Genomic DNA, 18475 nt, shown 5'->3' on the forward strand with positions numbered 1-18475 from the left:
TGACGAGGTCAGTCGATGTCTTCACCCGCGAGCGCCTTGGCTCCCAGGCTCTCCTCCTCCGCGGCTTCCCAGACCTCACGGGCCGCGGAGAAGGTGAGAATCACGATGAACAGTCCCAGAATGATGTCCGGCCAGCCGGACATGGTCAGTGCCGTGATCCCGCCCATCATGATGATCGCGATGTTGATGAGCACATCGTTGCGGGCCGCCAGGAACGCAGCGGTTCCCATGGATCCGGCGTGTTTCCGATGGCGCGCCAGCAGCAGGGCACACACGAGATTGACCACGGCCGCTCCCCCGGCGGTGATTGCCAGCAGGAACGGATCCGGGGCTTGCGGGTCGAAGGCCTTACGCACCAATTGCACGGCGGCCGCGAGCGCGGGGATCAGAATGATGATCGCCATGATCCGTCCGGCGACGGCCTGGGCCCGTACCGTCCAGCCCAGCGCAATGAAAATGAGCAGATTGATGGCCACGTCCTCTAGGAAGTCCACGCCGTCCGCAAACAGGGCCACTGAGCCGATGCTCAGAGCAACCCCCATTTCCACGAAAAAATAACTGAGGTTCAACGCCGCGACCACGAGAACCGTGATGCGCAGTGACCGGACGAGCTGAGAGGATGGGCCCATGAGCGAAGAGATTACCGAAGAACTGCCCATCCGCGATGACATGATCCGTTTGGGTCAGGCGCTCAAACTGGCCAATCTGGCCGACGACGGCAACCACGCCAAGGAGCTCATTGCCGAAGGCGTAGTGATCGTGAACGGCAAGGAAGAACAACGCCGCGGTGCTCAGTTGCACCACGGCGATGTCATTGAGGTCCTGGGAGCAGACCTCCCAGCGGTGAAGATCGTCAGCCCTGCGGGCGAGGTTTCCACGGAAGAGTGACGACCACCAGCCCCAGCAGCGTCACCAGCGTTCCAATGATCGTGACCGGGGTGACGATGGTATTGGGTGTAGGCACGATCAGGTCCAGCACGAGTGCGGAAATCAGCATGCCCGCCACCATGCCCAGGCTGGTTTCCAGCACGCCGAAGTGCTTGGGCAGCACACTGGACGCGGCCACGTGGATGATGCCCAAGATGCCTCCGGCGTAGAGCCACCACTGACCGGGCCACACCCACGGTCCGGGATCCGAGATTCCGCGCGCAATGAGCACGGTCACGATGAGCGCGAGCGTGCCCGCGGCGAAATTCGTCAGCGTGGGTGTGATGGGCGTACCTGCCTTGGCACCGATGCCGGCGTTCCAGGCGGTCATAATCGCGTTTCCCAGACCCGCCAGCACGGACAGCGTGGCGAAAAGAATGAGCAGCGGCAGTGATGCCGCCAGATCGGTCGCCGCGAATCGCGGGGCCATGGCCACCAGGGCGGCCACGATGATGATGGCGGTCCCCACCACGCGGTAGCTGGTCAGGTACTTGACGCCTCCCGGGCCCACGCCAAAGCGATCGACGATCAGCGAACCGACCGACTTACCGAACACGAGCCCCAGGATGTAGACGGACAGGCCCAAGACCACCGTGGTCATCGCTTGCGTGACGATCATGAAGCCACCCAGCACACCCGCGGTGAGATACCACCACGGAACCTCGCCGCTCTTCACCGCCGCGGGAATTCGAGAAGCACCCCGGCGGCCGGCGGGAGTCACGATAGTGACGACCAGGATGATCAGAAATGCGGAGGAAAAGCTGACGAGCGCTGCCCCGTAGGGATCACTCACGGCATGTCCCAGCTCACCGTTGACCCTGGATTGCAATGCCTGGGCGGTGCCAGCGAGCAAGCTCACGACGAGGCCCACGGTCAGCGCCACGGCACCGCGCGCGGACGCCACCGGGGGTTTCTTGTTTCCGGCCGCAGGCGAAGTCTTGGATTCCACCGTGGTTTGAACAGTCATGGCGCCCAATGTAGGCGCGGCATGCCCCTCAGGGCACGCCGCCTGTCACGCTTCGTAGCAATCGGACTCGCTGCGGAGCCGTTACGTGGAACCGGTGGGCGTCACCGCACCACGTGCTGCAGGTACTCCTTGACGTGCCCCAATTCCTGCGGGGACACTCCGTGGCCGATTCCCCGGTACTGCACCTTGGTCACCTCGGCATGATCAACGCACCAGTCCGCCGTTGCATCCACCATGGCCTGCGGAATGACCGGGTCCTCGGGATCGCGGCCCCAGAACATCTGCAGGGGGTGCTCCACGAGGTAGTCGTCGCGGAAGAAGTCCGCGTGAGCGTCGTCGTCGGCGATCGGCACTACAAAACCGGACAGGCCGACCACGGCGTCCACGGCTTCGGGAATGTGCCGGGCCACGCTCGTGGCGACCGCCATGCCCTGGGAGAAGCCGAGCAGGAACACGCGTGAGTGGTTCTTGGCTTGTTCCTCGACCCACTCCGCCACGGGACGAACCGAGTCCACCACGGCCTCGGTCGAGAAACTCGCGTCCGCTGACAACGGGAACCATTGGTAGCCCATCTGCGCTCGCTGGGGAGCCCGCACCGAAGCGTAGGTGGCTCCCGGTAGGAGGGCCGGAATCAAGGCCATCAGGTCCTCTTCGTGGGATCCGTAGCCGTGGAACAACACCACGAGCGGGGTGTCGGCACGTTGGGCGGGCTCGTTGTTCCAGATCACAAACGGGGTATCACTCATGTGACCATCCTGACATGACTCGCGGGTGCCTCATATTCGGCCCGTGCATCACTGGGTGGTGAGTGGTAGAAAAGCGCGTATGGCTTTACCTGAAACTTCCCCCGAGCACGACGAACCCCAGAACCACACGGCCTCCGAAAGAGACGAACACCCCACTCCCCCGGCCCACCCCTGGCACCGCATGGTGTCCATCGGCGATTCCTTCACGGAAGGGGTGGGCGACCCTGACGAGCAGGTCCCCGGCGGGCACCGCGGTTGGGCCGACCGCGTGGCCGAAGAACTGGACCGGCTCACGGATGACTTCGCCTACGCCAATCTGGCCATTCGCGGTCGTCTTTACCAACCGATCATCGACGAACAGTTGGAACCGGCGCTCGCTCTGGAGCCGGACCTCGTCACCATCAGCGCGGGTGGCAACGACATGCTGCGCCCCGGGGCGGACCCGGACGCCATCGCGCAGAAACTGGACGGCGTGATCGCGCACATCGCGGAGACCGGCGCCACCGTGGTGATGTTCGACGGGCCCGATGTGGGCAACACTCCGGTGCTCCGCAGCATCCGCGGCCGCGTGGCCATTTGGAATGAGAACGTGCGTGTGATTGCGGCTCGCCACGGTGCAGTGATGACCGATCTGTGGGGATTGCATGAACTGGCCGATCCGTTGATGTGGGCGCCGGATCGACTGCACTTCTCTCCCCTGGGTCATCAGCGGATCGCGGTGGAAGTCCTGGATTCCCTGGGCGTCGACCACGGACTAGTTCCCGATGCCCTGGAAGCACAACCTGCCAGGACAAAGCGGGAAGTCCGCAGGGATGATCTCGTGTGGGCTCGGAAGCACTTTGCGCCGTGGGTTGCCCGCCGCCTCACCAAGCGCAGTTCGGGAGACTCCATCACCGCCAAGCGGCCGAAATTCGGCCGAGCCGTGATCCCGGGTGCGGGTGAACAAGCGAATGCGCAGATTTCAAGCGACCGGCACCCCTCCGACCCGGAGGCCGGACAGGGTTAGTCCTTCAACACCGACTTCTTGAGCAGCATGCCCAGCTGAGGTGCCTCGATCAAGAACCCGTCGTGACCGCTCGGCGAGCTGATCATGTGCAGGGTCTGCTCACCCGGCAGCGCCCGCACGAGTTCGGCCGATTCCGCAGGGAAGAACAACCGGTCCGAATCGACCCCGGCCACGAGCCACTCGCACGAGGTGCCTGCCAGCACTTCTTCCAAGCTGCCGCGGCCACGCGTGATGTCGTGGGACATCAGGGTCTCGTTGACGCTCAGGTACGAGTTCGCGTCAAAGCGACCCGCGAGCTTGGAGGCCTGGTGGTCCAGGTAGCTTTCCACGCGGTAGCGGCCTCGCTCGGCCGTGTAGGTCCCGTCCACGTCCTCATTCGGCTGGGCCTCACGGCCGAACCGATAGTGCAACTCCGCGGCTGAGCGGTAGGTGATGTGGGCGATGCGCCGCGCGAGGCCCAGTCCCGCTTCCGGGAACTCACTGTCGTAGTAGTCCCCGCCGCGGAAATTCGGGTCCTGCCGGATCGCGAGCGCTTGGGCCTGTCCCCATGCGAGCAGTTCCGCGCTGGCCGAAGCACACGCCGCGATCACGCCGCACGCCGCCACTCGATCCGGGTACATCACGGCCCACTCGAGAGCCCGGGCACCCCCCATGGAGCCGCCGATCACCAGTCGCCAACGCTCGATTCCCAAAGCATCGGACAGAACGGCCTCCGCGATCACCGTGTCCCGCACGGTGATGCGCGGGAAACGGGAACCCCACGATTTTTGGTCCGGGTCCACTTCCGGTGGTGCCTGGGTGGCCGGACCGGTGCTGCCGTAGCAACCACCGAGAATGTTGGCGCACACCACGAAGTACTTATCGGTGTCGATGGCCGCCCCCGGACCCACCAGTCCATCCCACCATCCGCCCGCTTCCGCGGCCAAGCGCTCAACCTCGGGCGCGTGTTCGCGCGACTGGCCGCGTGCGACGTGGGAGTCCCCGGTCAGTGCGTGCTCGATCAACACGGCGTTGGAGGCGTCCTCGTTGAGGTGCCCCCACGTTTCGTAGGCCAAGCGCGCGCGTGGGAGACGGTACCCGGATTCCAAGGTCAAGGGACCCACGTCGATATAGCCCACTACGCCGTCCTCGCGCACGAGCGAATCGGTGGTCCCGCCTCCCACGATGGTCACGCCCGCGTTCCCTCTCCATCCGAGCCGATCGTCGACGACGCCGCAGCCTCACCCAGCGCGGCCACGGCCTCGAATCCGGATTCCAGGTCGGCCACGATGTCATCGATGGACTCCAAGCCCACGGACAGCCGCACAAACCCGGGTTCGATACCCGTGGCCCGCTGCTCCTCTTCGGTCAGCTGTGAGTGCGTGGTGGAGGCAGGGTGGATCACCAACGAACGGGCATCGCCAATGTTGGCCACGTTGGAGTGCAGGGTCAGGGCATCCACGAACGCGGTACCCGCCTCGCGCCCGCCGTCGAGCACGAATCCGAGCACGGAACCGGCACCCTTGGGCGAGTACTTCTGGGCGCGGTCGTGCCACGGCGAGGAGGCGAGGCCCGCATAGGAAACGGCGCGAACGTCGTCGCGCGCCTCGAGCCACTCCGCGACCTTCTGTGCGTTCGCAACGTGCCGATCCATACGCAAGGACAGCGTCTCGATCCCCTGCTCGATGAGGAACGCGTTGAACGGGGAAATCGACGATCCCAGGTCACGCAGCAACTGCACGCGCGCCTTCAGGATGTACGACAGGTTCACCCCGAAGATCCCGTCCTTACCGAGCGCCTGTGCGTAGACCAGGCCGTTGTAGGAATCGTCCGGCTCGTTGAAAGCCGGGAAGCGCTGCGGGTCCTGGCCGAAATCGAAGTTACCCGCGTCCACGATCATGCCGCCGATGGACGTGCCATGACCACCCATGAACTTGGTCGCGGAATGCACCACAATGTCAGCGCCCCACTCGATCGGGCGGATGAGGTACGGCGTGGCAATGGTGTTGTCCACGATCAGCGGCACACCGGACTCGTGTGCCACCGCGGAAATGGTCTCGATGTCCAGCACATCATTACGCGGATTGGGGATGGTCTCCCCGAAGAACGCCACGGTGTTGGGCTTGACCGCCGCGCGCCACGCCTCGGGATCGTCAGGGTCGGAGACGAACGTGGTCTCCACACCCAGTTTGGGCAGCGTGTGGCGCAACAGGTTGTACGTGCCGCCGTACATGGATGGGCTAGCCACCACGTGAGTTCGGGCGCCGCCCAGGTTCAGGATCGCGAACGTGGAGGCGGCCTGGCCCGAGCTGAGCATGAGTGCACCCACGCCTCCCTCTAGGGAGGCCACGCGGTTCTCGACCACTTCCGTGGTCGGGTTCGTCAGGCGCGTGTAGATGGGCCCAAGCTCGGCCAGGGCAAACCGGTTGGCTGCCGTCTCCGCATCCGGGAACACGTAGGACGTGGTCTGGTGGATCGGCAGCGCCCGGGACCCCGTGGTGGGATCGGGTTCCTGACCCGCGTGGATCTGTCGAGTTTCGAAGGCCCAACCCTCTGGGTTGGACGGGGTGGCTGCGGGGCTCATACCGCACTCCCTCTCAGGATCAGGGGCCCGGTGATCGATCCGCAGCACGGTGCCCGTGCAGCGATCGGGCACCTGTGACCCGCGCTTGCCAACACCGAAGTATTTCGATGCGGCCTGGTCCTCACCCAGGGCACCCCACCGCGGAGGGAGGGTTGCCGGTCAGCTAGCTGGGGCTTGTCGCTGACTCTCGTGACCTGCCCTTCATTGTCCGGAGCCGGTACCTCGAACGTCAAGCCGAGTTACCCGCGTCACACGGTCATGTTTCAGCTCTCGATTTGGAGACCACTGTGCGCGGTGCCACGATGTGACCATGAAACTGGATCATGTCTCATTCGCAGCTCAATCCGATGGTCTTGAAGCCACCACGGAACGGATTGCCGATCAGCTAGGGATCGAGCCGGTCAAGGGCGGCATTCACCCGCGCTTCGGTACGCGAAACATGATCCTGCCGCTCACCGGGCACCAGTACGTGGAAGTGGTCGAGGTTCTCGAGCACCCCGCCGCAGACAAGGCGCCGTTCGGTCAGGCCGTCCGCGCACGTTCCGAAGCCGGCGGCGGTTGGCTCGGTTGGGTGGTCGAGGTGCAGGACCTCACGCCCTACGAGGACAAGTTGGGCCGCCCCTCCGTACCCGGTTCCCGGTTGTTCCCGGACGGTCGTCAGTTGGAGTGGCATCAGATCGGCGTGAAGGGTTTGATCTCGGATCCCCAGTTGCCGTTCATGGTTCGCTTCGATTCCGAGTCCGATATGCATCCCTCCCAGGCGCGCATCACGGACGTTCAGTTGGCCGGTATGGACATTGCCGGCTCGCCCGAGCGCGTGACCGAGTGGCTGGGTGGCCCGGTCGAGGACGTGCTGGCCTCACTCGACGTCACCTGGTCCGCTCCCAACGGGACGCCCGGCGTCATGGCGGTTTCCTTCGCTACGCCGGACGGCTTGGTCACCATTTAGTTTTCCCGTCGACGACGCCGCTGCCGCAACCTTTCGCTCGAAAAGGTGGCTGCAGCGGCGTCGTCGTCGATTAACCCGCCAGTAGTTGCGGGAGCAGGAAACCGGTGATGTCCAGGAGCGCGTGGGCGATGAGCAGCGGTGCGAGGCGACCGTAGCGCCGGTACACCCACACGAACACGAGACCCATGACCAGATTGCCCAGGGCGGGCCCAAAGCCTTGATACAGGTGGTAGCTGGCGCGGAAGACCGAGGTGAGGACCGCGATCGTGACCCAGGACCACCCGATGCGGCGCAGTCGATCGCACAGGAAAGCAACCACGATGATTTCCTCGACCAGACTGTGGCGCAACGCGGAGAGGATCAGGACGGGCACCGTCCACCAGTGCTCATCGAGCGCCGAGGTGTTGATGGCTGCGGTGAGGCCCAGTTCGCGTCCGGCCTGGTAGAGCCCCAGGGTTCCCAGCCCCATGACCAGGAACAAACCGAGTCCCCACAGTGCATCCCGCACGGGGCGGCGACCGTCCATGCCGATGCGACGCAGCACGCCCTTGATCCGCGGCAGAGAATCCGCCATGAGATACAGCGCCAGGGCCACCGGGACCAGGGCGAAACCGATGCTGGCAAGCTGCCTGAGCAGGTCGATGGCCGGGACCGGACTCAGGACCTGATTCAAGGTGGCTTGGGCATCCGAGAGCGGCCCACGAGACAGTGTTTCGGCGAGATTGAGCACGGCGTACACCGCTGATGAGCCCAGCGAGACGCCTAGGACCAACACAATGTGGAACCACAGCTCCGAGCGTGCGGGGCGTTGTTCGAGGGGCTGCGGGCGCTGGGAGTCTGTCAACACGAACACCATTGTGCCGTGCTCCCTAGACTGGGGATCATGAGATCCGAGAAGCCCGCATATCCCGTAGCCGTTCGCCGTACCGTCCAGCGCAGTTTTCATGACCACACGTTCGACGATCATTTCGAGTGGTTGCGCGATAAGAACTCGGATCAGGTGCGGGCGCACCTGGGCCTCGAGAACGAGTACGCGGAGGCCGTGACGGCCCACCTGCAACCATTGCGGGAGCGCATTTACGGCGAGATCAAGGACCGCACTCAAGAGACGGACATGTCCGTGCCGTCCCGCAACGGGGACTGGTGGTATTTCGCCCGCACGGTGGAGGGCGGCGCCCACCAGGTCTTCTGTCGGGTCCCGGCCGTTGACAGTGCCGACACCGAGCGGGCCTGGACACCTCCGACCGTGGAACCGGGCGTCAGCCTGCCCGGCGAGGAGACATTACTGGATGCCAACGCGGCGTCCGAAACGCACGATTTCTACGCCCTGGGCAGTTTCAGTGTGTCCGAGGACGGCACCCGCCTCGCGTGGTCCGAAGACACGGCGGGCGATGAGCGGTTCACCGTGTACATCAAGGACCTTGCCTCTGGCGAGATGCTGACGGACCGCATTACTCAGACCTCCTACGGGGCCTTCCTCACTCCCGATGCGTCCGAGCTCATCTACACGGTAGTCGACGACGCTTGGCGCCCCTGGCGGGTGTATCGCCATGTGATCGGCACTCCCGTTTCCGAGGACGAGCTGATCTACCAAGAAGACAACCCTGGGTTGTGGCTGGGTGTCGAGCTGTCGGCCGACAAGCAGTGGCTGATGGTCGCGTCCGCGTGCTCGGAGTATGGGGAGTACCGCATTCGCAAGGTCGATGCACCCCGGGATCCGTGGCTCACCGTGATTCCGGAAAGCGACCGGGTGCTCTACACGGCCGAGCCCATCACCGTGGCCGGCGCAGACTATGTTCTGTTGACGCACGACTATGCGGCCCCGAATTCCCGGGTCAGCCTGATGCCGCTTTCCACGGCGGGGTCGAGTATTGCGGATGTCGATCTGATCGACGTGATTCCCGCGAGCGAGCAGACCCGGATTGAGGTGTGCGAACCCACCGCCACGCACCTGGTCGTGTCTCTGCGATCCGAGACCACTCCACGCGTGCGGCTCATCCCGCGAGCCAGCCTTGACGGTCTGGTGACCGGTTCCTTCACTACCGGCTCCCTGACCGGTACGGAACCCGCCTTCGACGAGGATCTGTTCACCGCATCAGTGGTGTCTGCGCGCTACGACAACCCGGTGATTCGGGTGTCCTACACGTCCTTCGTCACGCCGCCGCGGGTCTACGACATCCCCACAGGCCCCGTGGATGATGAGAATCTGGACGAGTTCGGCGTGGGCGCACCCATCATGCGACGCGAAACTACGGTGTTGGGCGGTTATAACCGGTCGGACTACACGGTGGAGCGCGATTGGGCGGTCGCTGAGGACGGCACCCGGATCCCGATCTCCCTGGTCCGCCGCGCAGACTTCGACGCGTCCGTGCCAGCTCCCGTGGTGCAGTACGCCTACGGTTCGTACGAGGCCAGCACCGACCCCGGGTTCTCCATCTCCCGCCTGTCTCTCTTGGACCGCGGAGTGGCGTGGGTCGTGGCCCACGTGCGCGGCGGCGGCGAACTGGGCCGCTCGTGGTACGACGACGGCAAGAAGTTCACTAAGAAGAACACGTTCACGGACTACGTTGCCGTCACCCGCCACCTCGCGCAGCGTCAGGATGTCGACGCCGCTCGCATCGCAGTTCTCGGCGGTTCCGCCGGCGGCCTGCTCGTGGGCGCGGTCCTCAACTTGGCGCCCGACCTGTACTGCGGTGCCCTGGCTGCGGTGCCCTTCGTGGACCCGTTGACGTCCATGTTGATGCCTGAACTTCCACTCACCGCCCTCGAATGGGAAGAGTGGGGTAACCCCATGGAAGACCCCGAGGTCTACGAGTACATGCGCTCCTACTCCCCCTACGAGAACCTGCGGGATGCGAACTACCCACCGGTCTTGGCGGTCACGAGCCTCAATGACACGCGCGTGCTCTACGTGGAACCAGCCAAGTGGGTCGCTGCGCTGCGCGAGCACGCCGAGCATCCTGAGACCGTGCTGCTGCGGTGCGAGATGGCCGGCGGCCACGGCGGTGCGTCCGGCCGCTATTCCCAGTGGAAGGACACCGCGTGGGAGTACGCGTGGCTCGCGGAGAAGTTGGGTGTTGCGGGCTAGGCCGGTTCTCCGTGGATCAGGTGGATATCGGCTGAGGTTGGAGAGCGGCCGCGGTGTCAGCACTGAGCCAATCTTCGATCCGGCCGTCCACCAGTAGATCTGTGGCGGCACGGGCCATGGCGCTGCTCGTTTGGAAACCGTAGCCTCCCTGTCCAGCGAGCCACAGGAAGTTGCTGACCTGCGGATCCCAACCACAGATCGGCACGCCGGACGGAGCCTCGGTACGCAGGCCAGTCCATGCCTTGCGGACGCCCGTAACTGTCAATGACGTTTCTCGTTCCACGGTTGCGATGAGATCGTCTATAGCGTTCGGGCGAGGCTGGGCATCACAAGCAGGACTCGGTTCGGCTTCGCCCCACGAGATCATGGCGCCGTCCTCGTCGGGGCGGTAGTACCACCCGGATCCGGCGTCGTCGACCATGGGATGCGTCGCGCCCAGAGGCTCGCTCAGGGAAACCAGTGCCGCGGTCCGTCGCAGCGGCTGCAACTGCTGTGGCACCGCGCCGAAGAGTTCCGCCACGTGATCCGCCCATGCACCGGCGGCGTTGACCACCGTGTGAGCTATCAATTGATCGTCACCGACGGTCAGCGCCCAGGTGCCGTCATCTGACGGCTTTGCCGCCGTGACTTTGGCGCCCGTAAGGATCCGAACGCCGGCCTGCTCGGCTCGTTGTCGGTGCCATTCCACGAGCGCAGTGGCATTGGTACGTACCGCAGAATCGTCGATGATCGCTGCACTGTAGCGCTCGGGGTTGCCCGCCAGCTCCGGGCAGTACTCGAAAAGTTCCTCGCTCGACAAGGCGCGCAGACCCGGGACGGTCATTGAAGCGACGTCGGCGGGTGAACCCGCCACCACGAAGGGGCTGGGCCAGGCGAGTGGAACCGGAGCAGCGCGGGTGGGCTTGACCAGAGCGGGAATGGTGAGCCTGGTCAATTCGAGAACCGGTTCCGGGCCGTAGCTGGGAATGAGTTGCTGGGCCGATCAAGAGGAGGTGTGATGCGCCAGCGCGGTTTCCGCTTCGACAAGCGTGATCCCCTCCCCCGATCCCCGACAATCCGCGAATTCGGAAGCCAACGACAAGCCGGCTATGCCGCCACCAATGATTACCGTGTCCACCATCATGTGATCATTCTTTCATTTTCACTATTGACTGCGGATATGCGAAAGCCCCGTCCGCATAATACGGACGGGGCTTTCGGTGATCCTGCAGCGGCGAACCGCTAGCGGGGATCAACCATCGAATCGATGTTCAGATCAATCAGGCAGGAATGTTCAGAACCTGGCCCGGGAAGATCAAGTTAGCGTTCGCCACGGAGTCAGCGTTAGCAGCGTGGAGAGCTTCCCAGCCGCCGTTCACGCCGAGCTTGGCAGCGATGGTGCCCATGGTGTCGCCAGCCTGAACGGTGTAGGAAGCACCGGTCGAAGCAGCCGGGGCCACGGGAGCAGCCGGAGCGGAGTACTCCACAGCGGCGGGGGCGGCAGCCGGAGCGGCCGGAGCCTCAACCGGAGCAGCGGGAGCGGCCGGAGCAGCAACGGGAGCCTCAGCAGCGGGGGCCGGAGCCGGAGCGGCCTGCTCCTGCTTGACCTCGTTGGCCTGGGGAGCCACAGCAGCGGCAGCAGCAACGGGCTGCTCGGCAGCAGCGGGGGCCGGGGTGCCGGAGAGGCCCAGCTTGGCCGAGCATGCGGGCCATGCGCCCCAACCCTGCTCCGCCTGAACATTGGTTGCAACGCGAATCTGCTCAGCCTTGGAAGCGTTTGCAGCATTCCCGGTACCACCGAAGGCAGCCCAGGTGGACGGGGTGAACTGCAAACCACCGGAAAAACCGTTACCGGTGGAGGTGCCCCAGTTGCCACCGGACTCGCACTCAGCGAGTGCGTCCCAGGGCGAAGCGGGAGCTGCGTTGGCCGGCATGGCCATAGCACCTACAGCTGCACCGCCGATCACGAAAGCAGCGGCACCACGGCGAATAACGTTCGAAGTCTTCATCATGCTCCGTAAGGCCACCTACGCTCGTTCCCATCCCTGGGTGTCTTCGCGCCGTCGTCTACCCATGAAAAGTTGAGTTCAGGGGTAGTAACTACGGAATGCTGCCCTGTAGACGACGTACGGTGTTGCAGCAGCATCCAGCATGTCTTGAGGCGCAGATCATGTCCGCCTCAAGCGTTGCGGACTCCCGCGTAAGGAGAGTCCTTTGGGGAAGTCGTTGATAACGATAGCGTAACAATTCTCGTTACGCCAAATCAATTCCCAAAGTTCTGGCGCATCCCCTTGGGGGACACAGCCCGTGCACCCGCGGGGCGCACGACGCATGCCACGCTATGACACCCGGTCGCTAGGGGTCAACTGTGTGTGAGGTTAAGCACATGTAACGGGATGATAGAGATTTGATAACGGTGGCGTAGAACGGCTATGTAGCGCGCGCGGAGGCTCCGATGATCGTGGTGCTCCGCACCCGCTCATAGTGCTCCGCGTAACCGTGTTCGTCCTGGTCGGAACCACGAAGTGCGGTGGGTGCCGGCAGGTCTGGGCGCTGCACGTGAGCGCCTGCTTCCTCGGCGATCAATGCTCCCGCAGCCCAGTCGTGTTCGTGGAGCCCTCGTTCCGAGTAACCGTCCAGTGTCCCGTCAGCCACCATGCAGAGATCCAACGACGCCGCTCCGAGCCTACGCATGTCCGTGTAGTGGTCCATGGTGTCCAGAAAATTTCCGAACTGTTCGCGGCGGATCACGGGATCGTAGGAGAACCCGGTTCCATAGAGGGCGCCGGTTCGATCCGGCACAGGCCCCGTGAGTCTCGAGTCCTTGCCGTCACGGCGCACCCACGCACCCATGCCGCGCACGGCGTAGTAGATGCGTCCGAGAGCCGGCGCGTGTACCACGCCCACGAGCCAATTGCCCTGGTCGTCACAGGCGGCCACCGATGTGGCGTAGTAAACGATGTCCCGGATGAAGTTCGTAGTGCCGTCCAAGGGGTCCACGGACCAGCGCACCGGCGAGCGGTTCTCCGGCACGTGCGTGCCCGATTCCTCACCCGTGATGGCGTCCCAGGGGCGCTCGGCGCGCAGCACGTCGACCACGGCGTTCTCCGCGGCGACGTCGAAGGCAGTGACCCAGTCCCCCGCGGACGTCTTGTTGACGGCGTCGAACTCGGACTCGTCCCGCTTCTCCAGAACTGCCGCGCCGGCAGCCGCAGCGTGGAATGCCGTTTCCAGAAGCTCTTCGAGTTCGGTGGTGTCCGGGCCCAGGCCCTCGAGTACGCGATCCATGTGTTCAGCTCTCCTGCATTTCGGTCGGGTTTTCTGCTGTGCCTGCGTCGTGCTCGGCGGCATTATCGCCGTCATCATCACCGAAGGCTGAAGGCCCCTCTGTGAGCAGTTGTTCGAATCCGGCCTCGTCCAGCACCGGGACTCCCAAAGACTCGGCCTTGTCCAGCTTGGACCCCGCATTCTCCCCCGCGACCAAGAAGTCAGTCTTCTTGGATACCGAGCCAGACGCTTTGCCCCCGCGCACCAGGATGGCTTCCTTGGCGGAGTCGCGGCTGTAATTCTCCAGCGATCCCGTGACCACCACGGTCACGCCCTCCAGAGTTCGTGGCGTGGATTCGTCGATCTCTTCTTCCATGCGGACGCCAGCCGCAGCCCACGTATCGACCACGTTCCGGCGCCAGTCCTCGCTGAAGAACTCCTTGACCGCCTGTGCGATAACCGGCCCCACGCCGTCGGTGCCCGCCAGCGTTTCCTCGTCCGCGTCACGAATCGCCTGCATCGAGCGGAAGGCAGTGGCGAGCGAGCGCGCGGCGGTCGGTCCCACGTGACGGATCGACAGCGCTACCAACACGCGCCACAGTTCCTTGGACTTGGCCTTCTCGAGCTCCTCGAACATCTGCTCCGTGGTCTTCGACGGGACGCTGGGTTTGGTCTTGGTGGCCTTGGTCCAGAAGTACGGAACCAGCTGGAGGGTGACTTTCTGGGTTTTCTCGCCGGTTTCCTTGTCCGTGGTCGTTCGCTTGGCCTCGCGCCAGATCTGGATGTGTTCGAGGTCCGCCGCTGTCAGATCGAACAACCGTGCCTCATTGCGCAGGGGCGGCTCGGAGAACTCGGTGCCATCGGGCGCGTCCAGCGGTACGGGCTGGGTAAGCGCCTTGGCGGCTTCGTCGCCGAGTGCTTCGATATCGAACGCGCCGCGGCCGGCTGCGTGGGATACCCGCTCCATGAGTTGGGCTGGGCAGCTTTCGGCGTTGGGGCAGCGAATATCAACATCGCCCTCCTTGGCGGGGCGCAGCTCGGTGCCGCAGTTGGGACAGTGCGTGGGCATCACGAACTCGCGTTCGGAACCGTCACGCAGAGCCACCACCGGGCCCACGATCTCCGGAATCACGTCCCCTGCCTTGCGGAGCACCACTGTGTCCCCGATCAGCACGCCCTTGGCCTTGACGACGTCCTGGTTGTGCAGGGTGGCCATCTCGACCGTGGAACCGGCAACTTTCACGGGTTCCATCACGCCGTACGGGGTCACGCGACCGGTGCGCCCCACGTTGACCCGAATGTCCAGGAGTTTGGTATTGACCTCTTCCGGCGGGTACTTATAGGCCACGGCCCAGCGGGGCACGCGAGAGGTGTAGCCCAGTCGGAACTGGGTGCGGCGGTCGTTGACCTTGATGACAATGCCGTCGATCTCATGGAGCAGGTCGTGGCGCTGGGTGCCGAACTCCTCGATGAACGTCAACACCTGGTCGATGCTGTCCAGCACCTTGGAGTACGGGCTGACCGGAAGCCCCCAGGACTTCAATACGTCATAGGCCTCGGACTGGCTCTCCAAGTCGAAGCCCTGCGCGGCGCCAATGCCGTGCACGAACATCGACAGCGGCCTGCGCGCGGTGACCTGCGGGTCCTTCTGCCTCAGCGACCCTGCCGCGGCATTACGCGGGTTGGCGAACGGAGCTCGCCCTTCCTCCACGATGTGCTCGTTGAGCGTTCGGAAGTCCTTGGACGAGATGAACACTTCACCGCGGATCTCGACCTCCTGCGGGAGATTCTCGCCGGTGAGCTTCTGTGGGATGTCCTTGATGGTTGCCACGTTGTGGGTGATGTCTTCACCGGTTGTGCCGTCACCGCGGGTCGCGGCTCGCACGAGATCGCCGTTTCGATAGAGCAAGTTCACGGCCAGACCGTCGATCTTGACCTCGGACAGCCACTGGACCTTGGGTGCGCCAGGGAGATTGGCGATCTGCGCTTCGGCCCGCGTGAGCCAGGCGGTGAGCTCGTCGGTCGAGAACACGTCCTCCAGGGAGTACATCTTCTCAAGGTGCTTGACCGGCGCGAAGGCTGCGGAGACCTCGCCACCCACTTCTTGCGTGGGCGAATCATTGGCCACGAGGTGAGGGTTCAGAGCCTCGAACTCTTCGAGCTTGCGGTACAGCTCGTCGTACTCGGCGTCCGAGATGCTGGGCTGGTCGTTCACGTAATACGCGGTTCGTGCCTCTCGGACACGATCCGACAGTTCCGCGTACTCCTCACGCAGCGCCTCACTGGGCTCGTCCGGATTGAGATCCTGCCCGGACGCATCCGTGGCCTGCTGAGTTTTCGTCACCTTGTTCTCGCTCACCACACCATTGTGTCCCACGGCTCGGACATGCTGCAGTGGTCATCGGCCGGCCCACAGCGAAAAGGACGGTGCAACCGAGACCATTTGCATCTCGGTCGCACCGTCCTTCACACGCGTCGGATCAAACCGTCCTCATGTGCCGTTACAACGGCTTGACCACCAGTTCCAAGTGCGGCTTGTTCCGCTTGGGGTTCCAGGCGATCACGCGGGAGCCGTTCCAGTGTTCGCGGCGCCCGTCGTCGTGAACGGACACGGCCACGGTTGCGGGCAGCAACACGGGTGCTGCGAACTCGACCGACCAAGAGAACGGCACCTCGGAAGGCACCCCGGTGGCCGCGAGCGCGCGGGACGCGGTGTACATCCCGTGCGCGATTGCACCCTTCATGCCCAACGCCTTGGCCGACGGACCCGAGAGGTGAATGGGGTTGTAGTCCCCGCTCACCCCGGCGTACTCACGCCCCGTGTCCGCTTTGAGCGACCACTGCGCGGTTTGCTGGGGGGCATTGAAAGGCACGGTCAACGAGGAGTCCGTCCACTCTTCCTCGCTCGTACGCGCACCTTCACCGGCGATGGCCGCGGTTTGGCCCTTGGCCAGATAACCGGAACGCCCCGCCCACACGACGGTTCCGTCGTTTCGGGTCAGGGTGACGACGGCGTCCACAACAGTCCCAGCGCGGTGGGTGCGCAGGTTCTCCGTCCAGGCCGTCGCGGTGAGTTCTTCACCCACTGCCACGTTCATGACGTGCTGCACGCTGTTGGTCAGGTGCACCATGCCCATAACGGGCAAAGGGAAATCCTGCCGGGTCAGCACGGACATGGCTACGGGGAATGCCAAGGAGTGCAGGGCACCGGAGAACACCGCGGTCTCGGACGATCCAGGAACCAACGGTCTGGGAGTCGCGTGCACCACGCGGCAGAATTTCTCGTGCCACTCGGCATCCACTGTCAGGCCCTCGACCACGTGCGCGATCTTGGGAACTTCCAAGGCGGCTCGCAACCGGTCTCCCCCGCGGTTCAGGAGTGATGCGGGGAGCACCTTGCCCAGCGGGGACTTGCGCAATGCCGGCAAGGCGCGTGCGGCGGCGTCGCTCGCGAAACCACCGGCGGCGCTGGCACCGGCCGTGGCGTACAAGAGCCCAAGGTTCGGCTTGGCGGCCGGTTGGACTTGTTCGTAGTTCTCGGGGACGGTGGGTAACTGTTCAGCTGAACGGGTCATGGTCCTACGCTCCCACAAGGTTCTGGCCGCACACGCGGAGTGTCTGGCCGTTGATTCCGCCCGCTGCGTCCGACAGCAGGAAGGTGATGGTCTGCGCGACGTCCTCCGGGAGACCGCCCTGCTGCAGGGAGTTGAGGCGACGTGAGATCTGGCGGCGGGCCGCCGGGATCTTGGCCGTCATCTCGGACTCGATGAACCCCGGTGCCACCGCGTTGATGGTGCCGCCCTTCTCCGCGATCAGTGAGGCCGTGGCCGCAACGGCGCCGATGACGCCCGCCTTGGAGGCCGCGTAATTGGTCTGGCCGCGGTTACCGGCAACACCACTCGTCGAGGCCAGGCACACGATGCGCGGGTGCTCCCCGAGCTTGTCGGAGTCCAGCACGGCCTGGGTAATGCGCAGCTGGGACTCGATGTTCACCGCGATCACGGAGTCCCACTTGGCCTGATCCATGTTGGCCAGCATCTTGTCGCGTGTGATGCCCGCATTGTGGACCAGCAGGTCCAGCTTTCCGTAGCGCTCGGACGCCAGATTGAGAATCTTCTCCCCCGCCTTCGGGTCCGTCACGTCCAGCTGAAGGGCGGAGATGTGCAGCTCGTTGGCGAGCTTGGTGAGCGCCTCACCGGCTGCGGGAACGTCCACCACGATGACCCTGGCACCGGCCTGCGCCAGCGTCCGGGCGATCTGTGCGCCGATGCCACGGGCGGCTCCGGTCACCACCGCGACCTTGCCGGCCACCGGCTGATCCCAGTTCTCGGTGGACTCGCCGCGCTCATCGGTCACCGTGAGGAACTGCCCGTCCACGAACGCGCTGCGCCCGGACAGGAAGAACCGCAGAGCACCCACCACGGACGGCGCGTCCGCTGCCACGCCGTCGGCAATCAGGATGCCGTTGGCCGTGGTACCGCCGCGCATTTCCTGGGCGGCCGAACGCAACAGGCCCACCACGCCCTGGCGCGCCGCAGCCACTGCGGGTTCCTGGGCAGCGGTGTCCGCCGGGGTTCCCGACGCCGCTCCGATTCCGATTCCTGCCGCGGGTCGCGACAACGTGATGACCCGTCCCCCGGACCGCAGCTTGCGCAGCACCGAGGACAGTTCGAGGGCGGCCTTGCCCAGGTCCGAAGGCGTCTTGGCCTCGGTGTAGTCGATGATCACCGCACCCACGCGGTCCACTTCCTGGGCGTGGCGGCGCACGTCAAGGTTCCAGTCGAGCATGGCCTGGGCGGCGGCGTCGGCGACCTGACCCTTGCCCAGGACCAGAACGGAACCCTCGGGGAAATCACTACCGGCGCGGTAGCGGCGCAGTTTGGTCGGTTTGGGGAGGCCCAGCTTGCTCGCGACCTGCTTACCCAGTCCGGAATTGACCAGGTCCAAATATGTGTCTGCCACTCGAAGCTCCTGTATGTCGTA

Annotated in this window: 17 protein-coding genes and 1 riboswitch; of the genes, 4 read left to right on the forward strand and 13 right to left on the reverse strand. The window is 64.6% G+C overall.

Translation table 11 applies throughout. The annotated features are described in order from the left end of the window. Window positions 1–8 precede the first annotated feature (8 nt). Window positions 9–629 carry a cation transporter gene (locus CKW39_RS03350; protein WP_095796757.1) on the reverse strand — a complete coding sequence of 207 codons (621 nt, stop codon included), beginning with the start codon at window positions 627–629 and terminating at the stop codon, window positions 9–11. On the opposite strand from CKW39_RS03350, the gene CKW39_RS03355 reads away from it, so the two are divergent. Continuing rightward, entirely contained in the window at window positions 628–888 is a 261-nt protein-coding gene (locus tag CKW39_RS03355) for an RNA-binding S4 domain-containing protein (protein WP_095796758.1), read from the forward strand. The two genes, CKW39_RS03350 and CKW39_RS03355, sit on opposite strands and share 2 nt — an antisense overlap. Here CKW39_RS03355 and CKW39_RS03360 read toward each other — a convergent pair. Continuing rightward, window positions 854–1894, reverse strand: coding sequence for a DMT family transporter (locus CKW39_RS03360; RefSeq protein ID WP_095796759.1), 1041 nt, complete (start codon window positions 1892–1894; stop codon window positions 854–856). The two genes, CKW39_RS03355 and CKW39_RS03360, sit on opposite strands and share 35 nt — an antisense overlap. Window positions 1895–1995: 101 nt before the next feature. After that, a complete protein-coding gene (locus CKW39_RS03365; RefSeq protein WP_095796760.1) occupies window positions 1996–2640 on the reverse strand; it encodes an alpha/beta hydrolase in 645 nt (214 codons plus the stop codon). Between the two features lie 181 nt (window positions 2641–2821). On the opposite strand from CKW39_RS03365, the gene CKW39_RS03370 reads away from it, so the two are divergent. Further along, window positions 2822–3646 carry an SGNH/GDSL hydrolase family protein gene (locus tag CKW39_RS03370; RefSeq protein ID WP_095796973.1) on the forward strand — a complete coding sequence of 275 codons (825 nt, stop codon included), beginning with the start codon at window positions 2822–2824 and terminating at the stop codon, window positions 3644–3646. Here CKW39_RS03370 and CKW39_RS03375 read toward each other — a convergent pair. Both CKW39_RS03375 and CKW39_RS03380 read right to left on the reverse strand, forming a co-directional pair. Then, window positions 3643–4818, reverse strand: coding sequence for a homoserine O-acetyltransferase (locus CKW39_RS03375; RefSeq protein WP_238663346.1), 1176 nt, complete (start codon window positions 4816–4818; stop codon window positions 3643–3645). The two genes, CKW39_RS03370 and CKW39_RS03375, sit on opposite strands and share 4 nt — an antisense overlap. Further along, complete coding sequence (locus CKW39_RS03380) at window positions 4815–6209, reverse strand: bifunctional o-acetylhomoserine/o-acetylserine sulfhydrylase (RefSeq protein WP_095796761.1); 1395 nt, start codon at window positions 6207–6209, stop codon at window positions 4815–4817. The genes CKW39_RS03375 and CKW39_RS03380 overlap by 4 nt, the downstream gene beginning before the upstream one ends. Window positions 6210–6285: 76 nt before the next feature. Then, a riboswitch (SAM riboswitch) is annotated at window positions 6286–6404 on the reverse strand. 115 nt (window positions 6405–6519) lie between these two features. On the opposite strand from CKW39_RS03380, the gene CKW39_RS03385 reads away from it, so the two are divergent. Continuing rightward, a complete protein-coding gene (locus CKW39_RS03385) occupies window positions 6520–7158 on the forward strand; it encodes a VOC family protein (protein ID WP_095796975.1) in 639 nt (212 codons plus the stop codon). A 70-nt stretch (window positions 7159–7228) separates the two neighbouring features. On the opposite strand, the gene CKW39_RS03390 is transcribed toward CKW39_RS03385, so the two are convergent. Then, window positions 7229–8005: a CPBP family intramembrane glutamic endopeptidase gene (locus CKW39_RS03390; RefSeq protein ID WP_338032832.1), complete on the reverse strand. Its 777-nt coding sequence runs from the start codon at window positions 8003–8005 to the stop codon at window positions 7229–7231. A 36-nt stretch (window positions 8006–8041) separates the two neighbouring features. Here CKW39_RS03390 and CKW39_RS03395 point away from each other — a divergent pair, with 36 nt between their 5' ends. Then, window positions 8042–10246: a S9 family peptidase gene (locus CKW39_RS03395; RefSeq protein ID WP_095796763.1), complete on the forward strand. Its 2205-nt coding sequence runs from the start codon at window positions 8042–8044 to the stop codon at window positions 10244–10246. A 16-nt stretch (window positions 10247–10262) separates the two neighbouring features. On the opposite strand, the gene CKW39_RS03400 is transcribed toward CKW39_RS03395, so the two are convergent. From CKW39_RS03400 to CKW39_RS03425, 7 genes are all read right to left on the reverse strand, one after another. Then, window positions 10263–11180, reverse strand: coding sequence for an FAD-binding oxidoreductase (locus CKW39_RS03400; protein ID WP_254049253.1), 918 nt, complete (start codon window positions 11178–11180; stop codon window positions 10263–10265). Between the two features lie 48 nt (window positions 11181–11228). Continuing rightward, window positions 11229–11369 carry an FAD-dependent oxidoreductase gene (locus CKW39_RS15680; protein ID WP_254049254.1) on the reverse strand — a complete coding sequence of 47 codons (141 nt, stop codon included), beginning with the start codon at window positions 11367–11369 and terminating at the stop codon, window positions 11229–11231. Between the two features lie 136 nt (window positions 11370–11505). Beyond that, window positions 11506–12234: a transglycosylase family protein gene (locus tag CKW39_RS03405; protein ID WP_095796764.1), complete on the reverse strand. Its 729-nt coding sequence runs from the start codon at window positions 12232–12234 to the stop codon at window positions 11506–11508. Window positions 12235–12655: 421 nt separating this feature from the next. Continuing rightward, on the reverse strand, window positions 12656–13513 hold the full coding sequence (locus CKW39_RS03410; RefSeq protein ID WP_095796765.1) for an inositol monophosphatase family protein: 858 nt from the start codon (window positions 13511–13513) through the stop codon (window positions 12656–12658). Between the two features lie 4 nt (window positions 13514–13517). Next, entirely contained in the window at window positions 13518–15836 is a 2319-nt protein-coding gene (ligA, locus tag CKW39_RS03415; protein WP_254049276.1) for an NAD-dependent DNA ligase LigA, read from the reverse strand. Window positions 15837–15993: 157 nt separating this feature from the next. Next, window positions 15994–17067: a MaoC/PaaZ C-terminal domain-containing protein gene (locus CKW39_RS03420; protein WP_095796766.1), complete on the reverse strand. Its 1074-nt coding sequence runs from the start codon at window positions 17065–17067 to the stop codon at window positions 15994–15996. A gap of 4 nt (window positions 17068–17071) precedes the next feature. Then, window positions 17072–18454, reverse strand: coding sequence for a 3-oxoacyl-ACP reductase (locus CKW39_RS03425; protein ID WP_095796767.1), 1383 nt, complete (start codon window positions 18452–18454; stop codon window positions 17072–17074). Window positions 18455–18475: the final 21 nt, after the last annotated feature.

This window comes from Kocuria sp. WRN011 (genome assembly GCF_002295155.1).
Taxonomy (GTDB): domain Bacteria; phylum Actinomycetota; class Actinomycetes; order Actinomycetales; family Micrococcaceae; genus Kocuria; species Kocuria carniphila.

Coding starts and splice junctions, on each gene's coding strand:
- CKW39_RS03405 (WP_095796764.1), bottom strand. CDS start 12,234: ATGAAGACTTCGAACGTTATTCGCCGTGGTGCCGCTGCTTTCGTGATC.
- CKW39_RS03380 (WP_095796761.1), bottom strand. CDS start 6,209: ATGAGCCCCGCAGCCACCCCGTCCAACCCAGAGGGTTGGGCCTTCGAA.
- CKW39_RS03365 (WP_095796760.1), bottom strand. CDS start 2,640: ATGAGTGATACCCCGTTTGTGATCTGGAACAACGAGCCCGCCCAACGT.
- CKW39_RS03360 (WP_095796759.1), bottom strand. CDS start 1,894: ATGACTGTTCAAACCACGGTGGAATCCAAGACTTCGCCTGCGGCCGGA.
- CKW39_RS03410 (WP_095796765.1), bottom strand. CDS start 13,513: ATGGATCGCGTACTCGAGGGCCTGGGCCCGGACACCACCGAACTCGAA.
- CKW39_RS15680 (WP_254049254.1), bottom strand. CDS start 11,369: ATGATGGTGGACACGGTAATCATTGGTGGCGGCATAGCCGGCTTGTCG.
- CKW39_RS03395 (WP_095796763.1), top strand. CDS start 8,042: ATGAGATCCGAGAAGCCCGCATATCCCGTAGCCGTTCGCCGTACCGTC.
- CKW39_RS03385 (WP_095796975.1), top strand. CDS start 6,520: ATGAAACTGGATCATGTCTCATTCGCAGCTCAATCCGATGGTCTTGAA.
- CKW39_RS03350 (WP_095796757.1), bottom strand. CDS start 629: ATGGGCCCATCCTCTCAGCTCGTCCGGTCACTGCGCATCACGGTTCTC.
- CKW39_RS03355 (WP_095796758.1), top strand. CDS start 628: ATGAGCGAAGAGATTACCGAAGAACTGCCCATCCGCGATGACATGATC.
- CKW39_RS03370 (WP_095796973.1), top strand. CDS start 2,822: ATGGTGTCCATCGGCGATTCCTTCACGGAAGGGGTGGGCGACCCTGAC.
- CKW39_RS03420 (WP_095796766.1), bottom strand. CDS start 17,067: ATGACCCGTTCAGCTGAACAGTTACCCACCGTCCCCGAGAACTACGAA.